This window comes from Vibrio sp. SCSIO 43132, assembly GCF_019904195.1.
Lineage (GTDB): Bacteria > Pseudomonadota > Gammaproteobacteria > Enterobacterales > Vibrionaceae > Vibrio > Vibrio nigripulchritudo.
Genome location: NZ_CP063199.1, coordinates 1,325,172 through 1,340,119, shown reverse-complemented (window position 1 = coordinate 1,340,119; position 14,948 = coordinate 1,325,172). Strand labels below are relative to the sequence as shown.

Here is a 14,948-nt window from a genome sequence, read left to right as displayed (position 1 = left end):
CTTTTAAAAAAACGACATACGAACTATTACTTCGCTTTAGGCTACCACACAATCCCATAAGACGACTCAGAGTAACGTTATGCCACGCATTCTGCATCTATTTAACCAATACGATGGCTTCAGGCACCTTTTCCCGAGTTGTCACGTGAAAAATAAAGCCAGATATAACTCGTAGTTAAACTTTAATTCATCGTGATCTTTATTCCATTAACTCCGCTTTAACGATTAACCTTTAAGGCTATTTAATAATCTTTAGAGACTGGTCTGGGAATTAATTTATCACCATCAGACAAATTCAAAAAACAAACAAAATGTGATTAAGTTAAAAGTTTATTTTTAGAAATTAATTATTTGAAATAATAATCACATTAAATAGATCCGAATGTCTTACTTCTATGACAATTTTCATTTATTTCATAAACAATTCAGTTATAAAACCAAAGTTAAGTACTAAATATCAATCAGTTAACACAAAAACAAAACAATATAAGCGCATAAGAAACAGACCGCAATCGCTAGATTGTGACATCCATCTTAATGAGATTGGAAATAAATGTAGCATTTTAATGACAGACAAGTTTCGTTTTCAAACTAAAATTTTCTTTTCTTTCCATATTACTCAATAACTTAATTTCTCACTCCCTAAAATTCAGATTTCGATTTAGTTAAACTGAAAGTTAATTTCATTTTTAAAAGAAGTCCTTTAAGTGTGATCCACCTTAATAATATTTATATCTCTAACTGTTTAAATATTGCTTTAAGCCCTCAATTCCTATGTTAAGCAAGGAGAAAACATGAAACACAGATGGTTTACAGTATGTCTGCTTAGTAGTTTTAGTATTGGTACTTTAGCGGATACAAACTCAGCATTTCGTGTCCACCCGTATTTGCAGAACCCAACAGATAGCGGGATGACAATCATGTGGCTATCGAACGAAAACGCACCAGGAGAAGTCAAATTGTGGCAGGGAAATAAGCCTGTCTCGTTCGAATCAACACCTCAGTTAGCGAAAGCACTGGAGTACTTTCCAACTGAAATTGAGAAATTTGGCAGCACTTTGCCCAACCAGAAAGCACCTTATATCCATAGCATCACAGTAACAGGGTTGGATGCAGGTACTGAATACAACTATAGCGTGACTCAAAATGGTCAAACCTATAACGCGACCCTTACGACAGCGCCAAATCAGGATGGCAGTGTTCGGTTTATGGTGTACTCAGATTCTGAAACAGAGCCAGAATCTACTGGAAAAACCCGCCGCTGGTCAGAACCTTTTGGTGACTTTAACAGGCAGTACATTGTTGATCAGACTGTCGGCTACCAACAGAATCTCAATGTCATAGCGGACCGAAAACCAGACTTTGTCGCCATTGCCGGAGATTTGGTTGAATCAGGCAATGAGCAGCGAGACTGGGACGAGTTTTGGCGACATAACTCTGGAGAGTTAGGTACTCTCGCATCACGCGTTCCGATCCTTCCCGCACTTGGAAACCATGAAAACTACCCAGGACCAGACGGAGGAGCGAAAGAATACGTGGAAGAGTTTTCAGCACAAGCCATCGCCCGTTATCAAGCCTATTTTGATGTACCGGACAACGGCAGCAAGCGTTCTGCATTTAAAGACCGATACTACCGTGTCGACTACGGACCTGTAACCTACATCACGATAGACACGTCTGATGGCAAAAAAGACAAGTCCAGCCAAGACACCAACTGGCGATTGTCTGGGATAAATGCCCCCGACTTCAACCCGGGTTCTGAGCAATACCAATGGTTAGAGAAACAACTGGCAGATGCCCAGAAAACCAGCCAGTTTACCTTTGTTCAGTTCCATCATGTTCCTTACTCAGTAGGGCCACATGGGTTCCCGACAGGAAGCCAGGGGTTTGAAAAAGGCGAAGACAACCAGTCTGGTGTACCCGTTCGAATACTGACTCCACTGTTCAAGAAATACGGCGTAGACGCGGTATTTGCCGGGCATGATGAAATGTACGAGCACTCGGTTGTCGAAGGCATTCATTTCTACGATGTTGGTATTGGTGGTGACGGGCTTCGTGGTCCTTACTTTGGTAAAGACGGAAAATACGATGTGCCTCTGGATAATCCGCATCAAGTCTTTCTGGCTCACCTTGATGCGCCTGAAACCTGGAAAGGCAAAAAGCTGGTCAGCGGCGGAAAGCACTATGGTCACCTTGAAGTTAACGTAAGCAAGGACACCAAAGGAACATGGTCGGCAGAAATCTCGCCTGTTTATGTCTTCCCAATCATGAATGATGCTGGTCAAATTCAAAGCTGGGAGCGAAGAGTTTACGACGACGTAGTCACCTTAACTAACTAGGATCTGTTGAGCTACCTGTGCCAATAAAGACAAGCAACCTTTATTGGCACTTTTCTTTTATTAGATGCCCTTTCATAAGGCATTGATATTGAGCATTTTGAGAATAAGCGCATTGTGGCTCCGATATCTCGTAAGCTAAACTGAGTTTAGTAACAATAACAACTCAAATCGCAATGACCGAAACCGAAAAGCGCCGAGAAGCTATTTTGACTCATATTCAAACCCACCAGCAGGGTGATGTGAATGAGTTTGCAGCGCGGTTCAACGTTTCTAAAGTCACCATTCGCCACGACCTGAACTGCCTTGAAAAACAAGGCTGCGTTACACGTTGCTACGGCGGAGCTCGGTTAAATCGCCAGTTTGCTTTCGATCAGCCTCTCAACGACAAACAGCAAATCAACAACCGCATCAAATCGGCATTGGGGGCTTATGCGGCTAACCTGATTCAGGATGGAGACACCATTTTGCTGGACTCTGGCTCCACCACTGAGCAGATTGCCCATCACTTAAAAGGAAAACGCAACCTCACAGTGATGACCAACGGCATCAATATCGCTTACCACCTCGCCAATCAGAACGAAGTAGACGTGATGGTTACAGGCGGAATGTTGCGCAAGAACTCCTACTCTCTCCACGGTTCTGCTGGGGAACACCTGTTGGGTGGTTATCACTTCAATATTCTGTTTGTCGGTGTCGATGGTTTTGATAAAGACGCAGGGATCAGCACGCCGCATCAGGGAGAAGCCGCTATTAACCGAAGAATGCTTGAAGCGGCGCAAACCGTGATAGCCATTACCGACTCTTCTAAGTTCAATCGCCAGAGCTTCTGCTCCATCGCCCGCCCCGAAGAAATCGATATGCTGATTACCGACAGCGGAATACCTCAAGACTATCTTGAGAGCCTAAAAGCCAAAGGGGTCGACGTACGGATAGTAGATATTCCGAAAGAATAATCCACTCACCGTCTCCACCCATTTCACTCAATTTTTTCTTTTCAGCTCGATCAGAAATCGCCCTCACTTTCATAAATTGTGATCTCACGCATGAGCCAATTCGAAATTTAATGATTGAGCGTGGTTTCAATTCGCCTTTCAGTTCTGAAACCCCAAATCCTAACGAATAAACAAAATTCCACCAGAAAAACGAAAGTCAAGGCTTTCACTTACCCTGAAACGAAAGGGTTTTCACCTCCAAAACGAAAGAAGACCTCCTGTGATCGACCTTTCATTTTTGATTCAAATTGCCTGCTGTAATGCTCCACAGAAAACAGCAACACCAGTTGGAAACTGGTGAATAACTGAGAAGGCAATGCGATGACCAGTACTGAAAGACGGCAAAAAATCATGGAGCAGATTCGTTCTAATGGCTCAGGAAAAGTGGAGACTTTTGCCAGCCAGTTTGATGTGTCGACCGTGACCATTCGCCATGATCTCAATGTGCTGGAAAAAGAAGGTTGTGTGTTCCGCTGCTACGGTGGTGCAAACCTCAATCCCAATTTTGCATTCGACCAGCCACTTTACCGAAAAGACCAACTTAACCGCAGTACCAAACAGCAAATCGCCTTTGCGGCTGCACAGCTCATACAGGACGGCGAAGCCATCATTATGGATTCAGGTTCCACAATCGGGCTGATGCCACAGCACCTGACTCAAAAGAAACACCTTATCGTTTTAACCAACGCCCTGAACACGGCTTACCAACTGAGCAGCAACGAGCAAATCGACCTGCACGTAGTTGGAGGAAGCCTGCGCCGCGCTTCGTGTTCACTGACTGGACACCATGGCGAGCAGCAGATCCGTTCTTATCTGTTCGACAAACTGTTTCTGGGTGTCGATGGTTTTGACCTCGCGGCTGGCATCACCACACCGGACAGTCAGGAAGCACAAATCAACCGCACCATGTGTGATGCCGCGCGCCAAATCATCGCGGTGACCGACTCAAGCAAGTTTGGGCGCAAAAGCTTTTGCATGATTCGGGCAGCAAGCCAGATCGACATTCTGGTCACCGACAGCAACATCCCTGCTGCAACTCATCAGGCATTAATCGACATGGGTGTCGACGTCATTCTCGCGGACCAAACCGTTAACTAGGAACCAATATGAAAACGCTACAGTCATTGATTGAACAACATAAACAAGGGCATTCCACTGGGATCTATTCCGTGTGCTCTGCCCACCCTCTGGTTTTGGAAGCCGCTATCAGGCAAGCCGCCAGGGACAATCAATTGGTTCTGATCGAAGCCACCTCCAATCAAGTGAACCAGTTTGGAGGCTATACAGGAATGACACCCAAAGATTTCGCCAGCCACGTTTATCAGCTCGCAGGTCAACACAACTTCCCAGTTGAAAAGATTGTGCTGGGCGGTGATCACCTTGGTCCAAACTGCTGGCAGCACCTTAGTGCTCGTCAGGCAATGGAAAATTCAGCGCAGATGATTCACGACTACGTGAGTGCCGGATTCAAGAAAATTCATCTCGACTGCTCTATGTCCTGCGCTGACGATGTTACGCCACTGGGTGAAACCATTATGGCGGAACGCGCAGCCCAGCTTTGTCTGGTGGCTGAAAATGCGTGGAAAGAAACTGGCGGAGAAGCACCTTTGTATGTGATAGGGACAGAAGTTCCGACTCCCGGCGGGGCTCTTGAATCTCTCGAACAAGAAGGGTTGGAAGTCACCAAGCCAGAAGAAGCCACCGCCACCCTAGATGCGCATTATCAGGCATTCACTGACGTAGGTTTAGAGCACGTCTGGCAGCGCATTATTGGGCTTGTCGTACAACCCGGCGTGGAGTTCGACCATCACTCAATTCATCACTACCAGAGCGACGCCGCTCAGTCGCTAAGTAAGATGATAGAGGAACAGCCCCATCTGGTATTCGAAGCGCACTCGACCGATTACCAGAACCCAACGGCATATCACGAGCTGGTTCACGACCACTTTGCCATTCTGAAAGTCGGTCCTGCCCTCACTTTTGCTCTGCGTGAAGCCTTCTATGGTCTGGAACGTGCCGAACGGGAATGGCTTGGCAGTCATCAAGCTTCTCACCTTCGCGATACAGTAGAACAGGTGATGCGCGAAGAGCCGGACTACTGGCGCTCCCACTATGCCAGCAAAGGTCATCAACAGTTTCTGGATTGCAGCTACAGCCTAAGCGATCGCATTCGTTATTACTGGACACACCCTGAGGTTCAGAGCGCACAACAGGTTTTATTTAGCAACTTACTGGCAAGTCCATTACCTCTGACATTGCTCAGCCAGTATCTGCCCAATCAAGCGAAAGCCATCCTTCAAAACCAAATTCAAAATCAGCCCGCTGACATTGTCATTCACAAGATCATGGAAGTGACTCAAGTCTACTCCAGTGCGTGTTATTCCAATTCAGCGGCGTGCAAGGAGACGATTTAATGACCACATTTTTAGGCTACGAAACCGACTGGCTTGAGAGCCGAAATGGTATTCACACCGCTAGGGAAATTGAGCATCAACCGCGACTATGGCGGAAGCTTGCAAGCCAGATAGAATCGCAAACCGAAACCACCAGCGCTTTTCTGTCGCCTTTGTTATCAAGACCCGATCTTCGCATCATTCTGACTGGTGCGGGAACTTCTGCTTTTGTTGGCGACGCTGCGGTGCCTTTCCTTCAGGCAGGATTAGGTTTTCAGGTTGAATCCATCCCGACGACCGATTTGGTTTCTAACCCGGAGCAATACATTAATCCGAATTGCCCGACGCTTCTGGTCTCGTACGCCCGTTCTGGAAACAGCCCAGAAAGTGTTGCGGCAGTGGAACTGGTCAATCAGCTCGTTCCAGAAAGCTTTCATCTGTTTTTAACCTGCAACGCAAGCGGTGCGCTGTCCCGATACGCGGACACGGTTTCCAATGCTCATTGCCTGCTTATGCCAGAAGGCTCAAACGACCAAAGCTTTGCTATGACATCCAGTTTCACCTGCATGTTGATGTCGACCCTGACCTTGCTAGGTGGTCACACAACAACCCGATCTTCAGAAAAAATCAACACCATTGCCGATTTGTGCGAACAAAAAATCAAACAGTGGCAGGTCGCGATTAAGTCACTGGCAACCTTACCCTACGAGCGCCTGATTGTGCTTGGAAGTGGTGGATTCAGTGGGTTAGCGCGCGAAGCTTCTCTGAAGTCATTAGAACTCAGTGCTGGAGCAGTCATGACGGCTTTCGATTCTTCTTTGGGCTTTCGTCATGGTCCGAAATTCACCATCAACGACAAAGCACTGGTTATCCAGCTTTTTTCCAGTGACACCTATACCCGCCAGTACGACATGGATCTGTTCAATGAAATTCGCAGAGATAAGCAAGCGCTGCGCCATATCGCGATTACTGACGGCGCATTAGACAACAGCGACGTATTCGAACTGGGGAAAACCAATCTTGGCGAAGCCTGGCTCTGCTTCCCCTACATCTTGTTCTGCCAAATGCTGGCATTTGAAAAATCCCTTCAGTTAGGGCTGGGACCGGACAACCCGTGCCCGACCGGAGAAGTTAACCGTGTGGTGCAAGGCGTCACCATCCACCCATTTATCCACGGCAATAAAAGGAATTAATCATGGCAAATATCGTTTTAAGTCGAATCGACGAACGTCTGGTTCACGGGCAAGTCGGCGTGCAATGGGTTGGCTTTGCGGACGCCAATATCGTGGTGGTTGTTAATGACGAAGTCGCTGACGACACCATTCAACAAAACCTGATGGAAATGGTGCTGGCAGACGGCATCGCTATCCGATTCTGGACCGTGCAGAAAACCGTCGACACGATTCACAAAGCTGCCGACAGACAGCGGATCCTCCTAGTTTGCCGCACACCCAAAGAGTTCCGCCAGCTGGTTGAGGGCGGTGTGCCCATCACCAACATCAATGTCGGAAACATGCATTACGTGGAAGGTAAAAAACAGATTTCTAAAACGGTTTCGGTGGATGCCGGAGACGTTGAAGAGTTTCAAAAACTCAAAGCGCTTGGCGTGAGCTGCACCGTTCAGGGTGTGCCGACAGAAAGCGCGACCGACCTCTTTACGCTGATTCAATAAAGGACACACAATTATGGAAATAGGATTCATACAGGCACTGATGCTTGGCATCCTCGCCTTCTTTGCTGGTCTTGATTTATTCAATGGCCTCACTCACTTCCACCGCCCAGTGGTGCTTGGTCCACTTGTCGGGCTGATTCTGGGTGACCTGCAAACGGGTATTTTGGTGGGTGGTACGTTGGAACTGATATGGATGGGGCTGGCACCACTTGCCGGCGCTCAGCCACCCAACGTTATCATCGGCACCATTGTTGGTACCACGTTTGCCATCACCACCAATGTAGAACCCAATGTCGCCGTTGGCGTTGCCGTGCCCTTTGCTGTCGCGGTGCAAATGGGCATTACCTTACTCTTCTCTGCCATGTCGGCAGTGATGTCTAAATGTGATGCGTTTGCTAAAGACGCAGACACCAGAGGCATTGAACGAGTGAACTATTTTGCTCTCGCAGTGCTTGGCTCTTTCTACTTTCTGTGTGCATTTTTACCTATCTACCTTGGCGCAGAGCACGCAGGGGCTGTGGTCAGCACATTACCAAAAGAGCTGATTGATGGCTTAGGTGTTGCTGGTGGCATCATGCCTGCGATTGGCTTCGCTGTGCTGATGAAGATCATGATGAAGAATGCCTACATTCCATATTTCATCCTTGGCTTTGTCGCTGCCGCTTGGCTTGAACTGCCAATTCTTGCGATAGCCGCCGCTGCGACTGCAATGGCAATCATCGACTTTATGCGCAAATCAGAACCTACCCCTGTTACTGCACCAACCGAGGATCTAGAAGATGGAATCTAATGTAAGCAACGAAATTGACCTTCGCCGTCAAAACACAGGTGTGCAGCCAGCTCCGGGGGTTGCGCCAGACGAGTACGAGAACAAAGAGATTGGTGCCGAGCTGACCAAGGCAGACATCAACAAGATGGCATGGCGCTCTCTTTTACTTCAGGCTTCATTCAACTTTGAACGTATGCAGGCTTCAGGATGGTTGTATGGCTTACTCCCAGCCCTGAAAAAGATTCACACCAACAAGGCGGATCTTTCAAAAGCCATGCAGGGACACATGGGTTTCTTTAATACCCACCCTTTCCTGGTCACCTTTGTGATGGGAATTGTGCTGGCGATGGAACGCTCAAAGCAGAACATCAACAGTATCCAGAGCACCAAAATTGCAGTTGGCGCACCGATGGGTGGAATTGGCGATGCCATGTTCTGGCTGACGCTGCTGCCCATTTGTGGAGGCATCGGCGCAGATCTGGCGCTTCAGGGCTCCATTATGGGTGCGGTCTTCTTCATGGTTCTGTTTAACGTGGTGCATTTCGGTCTGCGATTTGGTCTTGCCCATTACGCCTATCGCATGGGTGTTGCCGCCATTCCAGTGATAAAAGCCAACACCAAAAAAGTGGGACATGCGGCTTCCATGGTGGGTATGACCGTTATCGGGGCTTTGGTTGCCACCTATGTTCGCCTGTCGACCACCGCTGAAATCACAGCCGGTGATGCTGTGGTCAAGCTTCAGGCTGATGTTATCGACAAACTGATGCCCGCATTTCTACCTCTGCTTTACACCCTTGCTATGTACGCACTGGTGAAACGAGGCTGGAGCCCGCTGAAACTCATCGGTATTACCGTCACGCTTGGCGTTGTGGGTCGCTTCATGGGCTTCTTGTAAACACACTTTTTTAATCGTCAGAAGGGGCTGAGCTTTCAGCCCCACAGAGGAATAACACATGATTGCTGTCATATTGTCTGGGCACGGTGGGTTTGCTTCAGGTATCGAGAAAGCGATGCTACAAATCATCGGTGACCAGCCACAATTTAAATCTATCGATTTTCCCGAAGAGGCAACCACGCCTCAGCTAGAAAGTGCCATGCGCGAAGCCATTGAAGCGATTGATACTGGCGAAGGCATCGTATTTCTGACCGACCTCCTTGGAGGCACTCCTTTCCGAACCGCTTCTCTGATCAGTCAAGAACGCGATGATATCGAAGTTGTCACCGGAACCAACTTGCAAATGGTCGCCGAAATGCTGCTTGAACGTGACGAACTCAACCTTACGGAGTTTCGAAACCAAGCTCTGGAATGCGGTCATCGGGGTATTACCTCGCTCGAAGCGGAAATGCGTCAAAAAGCCAACCAATCAACCACGGTAGAAGAAGATGGGATCTAGTCAGTACTATCGGGCTCAGCGCATCTTACATGGCAACCAGTGGTTGGAAGATGGCGTTATTGCAATCGATGAGCAGGGAGTGATTACTGCCATTGAGTCTTATGCCAATTCTGAGCATCACTCCGCCATAGATCTTGGTCAGGTCACCCTAATGCCGGGAATGATCGACACGCATGTCCATGGCGCAAAAGGGTGTGACGTGATGGATGCCAGTCACGATAGCCTGAATACCATGTCCCAATTCTTTGCCGAGCAAGGCGTAACTGCGTTTGTCGCCACTACGGTTACTGCGCCACCAGCAAAGATTCGCGCGGCTTTAAAACAGGTCGCCCAAAGCAAAAAACTAGGAGTAGACGGAGCGGAGATTCTGGGCGCTTATCTCGAAGGTCCGTATTTCACTGAAAAGCACAAAGGCGCACACCCGACCCAATGGTTCAGAGAACTGAGCATTGAAGAAATTGATGACTGGATTTCATACAGCGATAACCAATTGATTAGCTTCGCACTAGCACCAGAGAAGCAAGGCGCAATCGAAGCCATTCAATATCTTCGGTCTCAAGGGATAAAAGTCATGCTTGGACACTCCGACGCCAGTTTTGATCAGGTGCAGCAGGCATTAGACGCCGGCGCTAACGGTATCGTCCATTGTTACAACGGAATGCGTGGATTACACCACCGCGACCCCGGTGTGGTCGGCGCGGGTCTTGTTCATCCTCATTGCTTTGTAGAAATGATTGCCGATGGTCACCATGTTCACCCGGTTGCCATTGATGTCGCTCACCGCTGTTGCGGTTCTCGCCTGACTTTGATTACCGATGCCATGTGCGCAGCAGGCATGCCTGACGGAGAATATCGTTTAGGGGAATACACAGTAACAATGAAAAACGGTGTCGTCACAACAGATTCCGGTGGCTTGGCAGGCAGCACGCTTACTCTCAACAGCGCCGTCAGCAATATTCAGCAATGGCTGAACGTTCCCCTTGAACAAGCCTGGCTGATGGCTTCACTGACTCCCGCTCAGTCACTTGGTATTCAAGACCAACTCGGCACTCTGGACGTTGGCAAACGCGCTTCCATGGTGGCGCTAAATTCAGATTTTTCTATTCATAAAACTTGGGTAAACGGGCGTCTCGTATTCAACGCAGTTGCAACGCCCGATCAGGAGGCTCTATGTATCTAATATCTTCACGTGAAATGCTTAAACGTGCGCAACAGGGTGGTTACGCGGTGCCTGCATTCAACATCCATAACCTTGAGACTGTGCAGGTGATCGTCGAAACTGCTTCTGAAATGGGGTCGCCAGTCATCTTAGCTGGCACACCGGGTACTTACGATTACGCCGGAACAGATTATCTGGTGAGTATTTGTAAAGAGGCAGCGCACAAGCATTCCATGCCACTGGTACTCCATCTTGACCACCACGAAGACCAGCAGGACATTCACCACAAAGTTGAACATGGCATTCGCTCGGTGATGATTGATGGTTCTCACTTCCCATTCGAACAGAACATCGAAGTTGTCCAGTCCATTGTGCAGTTCTGCAACCGTTATGACGCCAGTGTGGAAGCGGAGCTTGGGCGCTTAGGTGGTCAGGAAGATGACCTTATCGTCGACAGTGCCGATGCCCTGATGACCGACCCGACATCCGCAGCAGAATTTGTTCGCAGAACAGGGATAGATTCACTGGCAGTCGCCATAGGCACGGCACATGGAATGTACAAAGCCGAACCTAAGCTGGACTTTGATCGGTTAGAAAAAATTCGCGCAGAAGTAGACATTCCTCTGGTACTGCACGGCGCTTCAGGAGTGCCAGACGATGCGGTAAAACGCTGTATTGATTTAGGGGTGTGCAAAGTGAACGTGGCGACAGAGTTAAAAATCGCATTCTCCGATGCAGTTAAACAGCACTTTTCCGATAACCCAGAAGCCAATGACCCGCGCAAATACATCACGCCCGGCAAAGCGGCAATGAAGCAAGTCGTGATCGACAAAATCCGAATGTGCGGCAGCGAAGGAAAGCTCTAAAGCTTTTTCATTCAGCCAACCTATTTTAAACACCCTCCCCCTATTAGGTGTTGATACCTGAGTCACCTACCCCAGGTCGAAGCTTGTCTACCGGGTTGCTCAGATATACAGGGGCTGAACTTTCAGCCCCTATTTTTTAGCTTCAGATATCATTTTTCGAATCCTTCACGCACTATAAACACGAAATTAATACGCCTTCTGAAATACTCCCTTGGATCGAGGTCCTCCTACGATTTCATATGAAGTTTTAACGCGAGTACATGCTGTATCAAACGCCGTGTTTTCAATGTATTGGACGTGTAAATCTAAGACCTTCATTCGAGATTGACATAACAAACTTCGATTAATATATTGACGGCTTGAACGACCTTTCATGATCAGGGTCGGTCCTCAGTACCGGTTCAAAATGAACTCGCCCAAGCCCTTAATTTTGAGCATCCTCTAAGATAAATTGTACGGATACCTTTCCGGTATATCAGGTGTTTTGAAAGCTGCTGTTTAACCTGTATCAGTTGGCGAATGTTGTGCGTAGCAGTTTTGTGGTATCGCTCTTCAATAAAAATAACGAAATGTAATAGTGTGGAGAAATACGATGAGTCATTGGACAGATTTTTTCCCTTACGTCGCCATGGCGTTCAAGGTTATCGTTTTACTAATCGGCGGATACTTCGCCATCAAGTGGCATTTTGACCAAGACAGGAAGTTAAAGAAAAAAAGAGAACAAGAAAAGCTGAACCAAGAACAGTAACCCCCCCCCCCCTTCTTTAACTTACTCCAAATCAGCCATTTAAAAACGTTTTATATAAGCGAGTTAAGTGGCTGAAATTGAAAATCCACCTTCATTGACTCCAACCAAACACCTTCACTAAACGATATTCTGTTGTTCAGTATGAACGGGGATAATATTCAGAAAAGCAAAACGCCGCTAAAAAGCGGCGTTTTAAATGGGTGGAAGCCCCAGCCACATCCCGGCACACGAGTCACACGCTGCGGCTGCTCCCTTCCGGGCCTGACCGAGTTCACGAGCTATCGTTGCGGGAGGACCAGGACCTCCATAGATTCTGTAGTGCCAAAGGGGTATCCCCGAAGGCAGGATGGATTATTCAGTATCCTTGCCCCGATTGCAACCCTATGACCGAATAATTAGCCCAATCTTGATCTGAATGATGAAAGATTACCCAAAGTGAACAATTTCTGAAAGTTAGCGAAGAATAAATGCCTTTTGAAAACCATCAGTTATCGACGGAAACAAAGGTTGGCTCTCCTTTGCGTTTAGATTGATACATGGCTTCGTCGGCTTTGATGAGAATCTCTCGGAGCGTGAACTCTTTGTTTCTGGGCTGAAACACACCAATTGAAACAGACACTGAAAGATCGCGATCTCTTTCTTCCAGATAGAAGGTAAACAAACGAAGGTTCTTAAGAACACGATTGATGTTTTCTAACGGGTTCGAGGTGACCAGAATAAACTCGTCCCCTCCGATTCGGTACCAATTGCCCTTCCAGTTTCTTCTGATGATGGAGGCGTAGGTCTGAATCACTCTGTCTCCTACGTCGTGTCCATACTGGTCGTTAATCTGCTTGAAATCGTTTATATCCAGATAGAACACCGTCTGCCAGGGCTTGATCCCACGGCGATATTTTAAGTTGAGTGCACGTCGGTTTTCTAACTTGGTCAGGCTGTCGGTATTCGCCTGGCGATAAAGCAGGTACGCCACCAGCAGGATAAACAGAAACGCGACAATAAATAGCCGTTTAGTCTGGTTTGCCAGTTCCTGTTCTTTCTCTAGAGTGTTCCGCCAGTCTGGCTGTTTGTCGTAAAAGTCGTTGATGCTTGATGTATCCAGCATTCTGATAGCACGAGAGAACAACGCGGCGAGCACTTCTCCCCGAGTATTTTTGGGAAAACCTAATGCGATTTCGGAACTGTGAAAACTCTCGATGCTGTAGTCCTGAGTAATGGGCAATAGCTCCTGCTCTTTCAACAGAATATTCAGGGAAGCTTTGTCCAACGCAATGTAGTCAATCTCATTGTTAACCAGCGCTTTCACCAGCTCATCCTGGCTGGAGTAACGCACAAAGGTTTTTTGCGGCAGTAACTGGCTTAGCAGTTCATCAAAAAAATCGTTTCTTACCACCCCAATTCGTTCGGTAATCAGTTCCGATACATGGGTGTAAACGTCCGGTTTGAAGCCCAGACGCTTTACGATGATCGCTTCTGGGAAGTAATGCGGAACACTGAAATAAGCGATGTTTTTGCGCTGTTCAGAGATGGTTAACGGCGCAAGAATATCGATTTTCTTATTGATCAAATCGCCATACATGCTCTCCCAGCTTTCGTAGGCGGTACTCACTACTTCACAGTTAAAAGTGAGGATCTGGCAGGCTTGCAGCAAAGTATCCGCACTGATCCCCTGAACATCACCTTCTTTGGTGTATTCAACATAGGGGTAGGCGTTTTCAAGTTTGACTCTGAAGGTCTGATTCGATTTGAGACCCAACACCAACATGTCTCGTCGGAGCGCCCTTCTGCGTATATCAAACTGGTACTCACTGATGTGTTTTCGAAGTCGCTTTTGCATGGATTCTGAATGAATGAATTTGACGATTTTTTCCATCATATAAGCGTGTTGCCCTCTGCGGGCAATGATTGACACCGGCTTAATGGAAATCTGATCATTCAATAGCTGAGCGTCCAGCCCTATCGTCAGCATGGCTTTCAATTGATTGATGGCATCGATTACACCGTTGACCTCTCCCGAAATGAGCAAGTTCTTGGCTTCTTCAAATCCGTTGTACTCAACTAGCCTGACATTTGGGAAATTTTGTTTTACTAAAGAGGGATAGATGGTGTTTTTTGGGACGCCAATCACTTCGGCATCTATCAGGCTGATGCCAGACGGGCTGAATAAGTAGGTGTACTCTATGTTGGTTGGGGCGGAAAAGTCGAAGAGCTTGGCTCTTTCTTCGGTATGGGTGACATTTGCAGCAAAGTCACTTTCGCCACTGGCAACGGACTCAAGAATGGAATCGAAATCCGGCATATCCCGGTACTCGACCCCAACAGAAAACTCTTCGGCAACGGCATCGAAAAGAAAGCGAGTCACTACATCATCTGCCTCTGTTGCGACAACATAGTAAGGTTTCTGTCCATAAACCACTTTTATTCCCATAAGTTGAAGCGCTAAAAAAGCACCCATCAGGGCTAATAGTTTTTTCACTTATCGCTCTCTGTGCCGTAAAACACACCTATCTTTCACATAAACGTAACAAAAAAAAGAGCTACTAGAATAAACACGAAACCTCACATCAAAAATGTGAGGTTAGTTCAAAAAGAGGAGGATTGATAACCTTGCTGAATCAA

13 protein-coding genes and 1 other RNA gene are annotated in these 14,948 nt (G+C 47.4%); 12 read left to right on the top strand and 2 right to left on the bottom strand.

Annotated features, from left to right (window positions below):
• Positions 1-794: 794 nt before the first annotated feature.
• The 12 genes from INR79_RS06070 to INR79_RS06015 all read left to right on the top strand — a co-directional run bounded on the left by INR79_RS06070 (position 795) and on the right by INR79_RS06015 (position 12,332).
• Positions 795-2,339: a purple acid phosphatase family protein gene (locus tag INR79_RS06070; RefSeq protein ID WP_223096381.1), complete on the top strand. Its 1,545-nt coding sequence runs from the start codon at positions 795-797 to the stop codon at positions 2,337-2,339.
• Between the two features lie 173 nt (positions 2,340-2,512).
• Positions 2,513-3,292, top strand: coding sequence for a transcriptional repressor AgaR (gene agaR / locus INR79_RS06065; protein WP_022550142.1), 780 nt, complete (start codon positions 2,513-2,515; stop codon positions 3,290-3,292).
• Between the two features lie 360 nt (positions 3,293-3,652).
• Positions 3,653-4,429 carry a transcriptional repressor AgaR gene (gene agaR, locus INR79_RS06060; protein WP_223096380.1) on the top strand — a complete coding sequence of 259 codons (777 nt, stop codon included), beginning with the start codon at positions 3,653-3,655 and terminating at the stop codon, positions 4,427-4,429.
• 8 nt (positions 4,430-4,437) lie between these two features.
• Complete coding sequence (locus tag INR79_RS06055) at positions 4,438-5,745, top strand: D-tagatose-bisphosphate aldolase, class II, non-catalytic subunit (protein ID WP_223096379.1); 1,308 nt, start codon at positions 4,438-4,440, stop codon at positions 5,743-5,745.
• Complete coding sequence (locus INR79_RS06050) at positions 5,745-6,917, top strand: SIS domain-containing protein (RefSeq protein WP_223096378.1); 1,173 nt, start codon at positions 5,745-5,747, stop codon at positions 6,915-6,917. Before INR79_RS06055 ends, INR79_RS06050 begins: the two co-directional genes overlap by 1 nt.
• Before the next feature lie 2 nt (positions 6,918-6,919).
• Complete coding sequence (gene agaV / locus INR79_RS06045) at positions 6,920-7,396, top strand: PTS N-acetylgalactosamine transporter subunit IIB (protein WP_045961470.1); 477 nt, start codon at positions 6,920-6,922, stop codon at positions 7,394-7,396.
• A 13-nt stretch (positions 7,397-7,409) separates the two neighbouring features.
• A complete protein-coding gene (gene agaW / locus INR79_RS06040) occupies positions 7,410-8,186 on the top strand; it encodes a PTS N-acetylgalactosamine transporter subunit IIC (RefSeq protein WP_004400443.1) in 777 nt (258 codons plus the stop codon).
• Positions 8,176-9,060: a PTS N-acetylgalactosamine transporter subunit IID gene (gene agaE, locus INR79_RS06035; RefSeq protein ID WP_022590593.1), complete on the top strand. Its 885-nt coding sequence runs from the start codon at positions 8,176-8,178 to the stop codon at positions 9,058-9,060. The genes agaW and agaE overlap by 11 nt, the downstream gene beginning before the upstream one ends.
• 58 nt (positions 9,061-9,118) lie before the next feature.
• Positions 9,119-9,559 (top strand): PTS galactosamine/N-acetylgalactosamine transporter subunit IIA, encoded by a 441-nt coding sequence (gene agaF / locus INR79_RS06030; protein ID WP_045961469.1) that lies wholly within the window; start codon positions 9,119-9,121, stop codon positions 9,557-9,559.
• Positions 9,549-10,739: an N-acetylglucosamine-6-phosphate deacetylase gene (nagA, locus tag INR79_RS06025; protein ID WP_223096377.1), complete on the top strand. Its 1,191-nt coding sequence runs from the start codon at positions 9,549-9,551 to the stop codon at positions 10,737-10,739. The genes agaF and nagA overlap by 11 nt, the downstream gene beginning before the upstream one ends.
• The gene (locus INR79_RS06020) at positions 10,730-11,584 is read left to right on the top strand and encodes a tagatose bisphosphate family class II aldolase (RefSeq protein ID WP_022601309.1); all 855 of its coding nucleotides are present in this window, start codon (positions 10,730-10,732) and stop codon (positions 11,582-11,584) included. The genes nagA and INR79_RS06020 overlap by 10 nt, the downstream gene beginning before the upstream one ends.
• Positions 11,585-12,176: 592 nt before the next feature.
• Positions 12,177-12,332 carry a hypothetical protein gene (locus INR79_RS06015; RefSeq protein ID WP_004400448.1) on the top strand — a complete coding sequence of 52 codons (156 nt, stop codon included), beginning with the start codon at positions 12,177-12,179 and terminating at the stop codon, positions 12,330-12,332.
• Positions 12,333-12,536: 204 nt separating this feature from the next.
• On the opposite strand, the gene ffs is transcribed toward INR79_RS06015, so the two are convergent.
• An RNA gene (gene ffs, locus INR79_RS06010) (signal recognition particle sRNA small type) lies at positions 12,537-12,633 on the bottom strand.
• A gap of 183 nt (positions 12,634-12,816) precedes the next feature.
• Positions 12,817-14,757, bottom strand: a complete 1,941-nt coding sequence (locus tag INR79_RS06005) for a diguanylate cyclase (protein WP_410482896.1) — start codon at positions 14,755-14,757, stop codon at positions 12,817-12,819.
• Between the last annotated feature and the right edge of the window lie 191 nt (positions 14,758-14,948).

Excerpts from the sequence above, each read along its gene's own strand:
- agaF (WP_045961469.1), top strand. The coding sequence starts at position 9,119 with ATGATTGCTGTCATATTGTCTGGGCACGGTGGGTTTGCTTCAGGTATC.
- agaW (WP_004400443.1), top strand. The coding sequence starts at position 7,410 with ATGGAAATAGGATTCATACAGGCACTGATGCTTGGCATCCTCGCCTTC.
- agaV (WP_045961470.1), top strand. The coding sequence starts at position 6,920 with ATGGCAAATATCGTTTTAAGTCGAATCGACGAACGTCTGGTTCACGGG.
- agaR (WP_022550142.1), top strand. The coding sequence starts at position 2,513 with ATGACCGAAACCGAAAAGCGCCGAGAAGCTATTTTGACTCATATTCAA.
- INR79_RS06005 (WP_410482896.1), bottom strand. The coding sequence starts at position 14,757 with ATGGGAATAAAAGTGGTTTATGGACAGAAACCTTACTATGTTGTCGCA.
- agaE (WP_022590593.1), top strand. The coding sequence starts at position 8,176 with ATGGAATCTAATGTAAGCAACGAAATTGACCTTCGCCGTCAAAACACA.
- INR79_RS06055 (WP_223096379.1), top strand. The coding sequence starts at position 4,438 with ATGAAAACGCTACAGTCATTGATTGAACAACATAAACAAGGGCATTCC.
- INR79_RS06070 (WP_223096381.1), top strand. The coding sequence starts at position 795 with ATGAAACACAGATGGTTTACAGTATGTCTGCTTAGTAGTTTTAGTATT.
- agaR (WP_223096380.1), top strand. The coding sequence starts at position 3,653 with ATGACCAGTACTGAAAGACGGCAAAAAATCATGGAGCAGATTCGTTCT.
- INR79_RS06050 (WP_223096378.1), top strand. The coding sequence starts at position 5,745 with ATGACCACATTTTTAGGCTACGAAACCGACTGGCTTGAGAGCCGAAAT.
- INR79_RS06015 (WP_004400448.1), top strand. The coding sequence starts at position 12,177 with ATGAGTCATTGGACAGATTTTTTCCCTTACGTCGCCATGGCGTTCAAG.
- nagA (WP_223096377.1), top strand. The coding sequence starts at position 9,549 with ATGGGATCTAGTCAGTACTATCGGGCTCAGCGCATCTTACATGGCAAC.
- INR79_RS06020 (WP_022601309.1), top strand. The coding sequence starts at position 10,730 with ATGTATCTAATATCTTCACGTGAAATGCTTAAACGTGCGCAACAGGGT.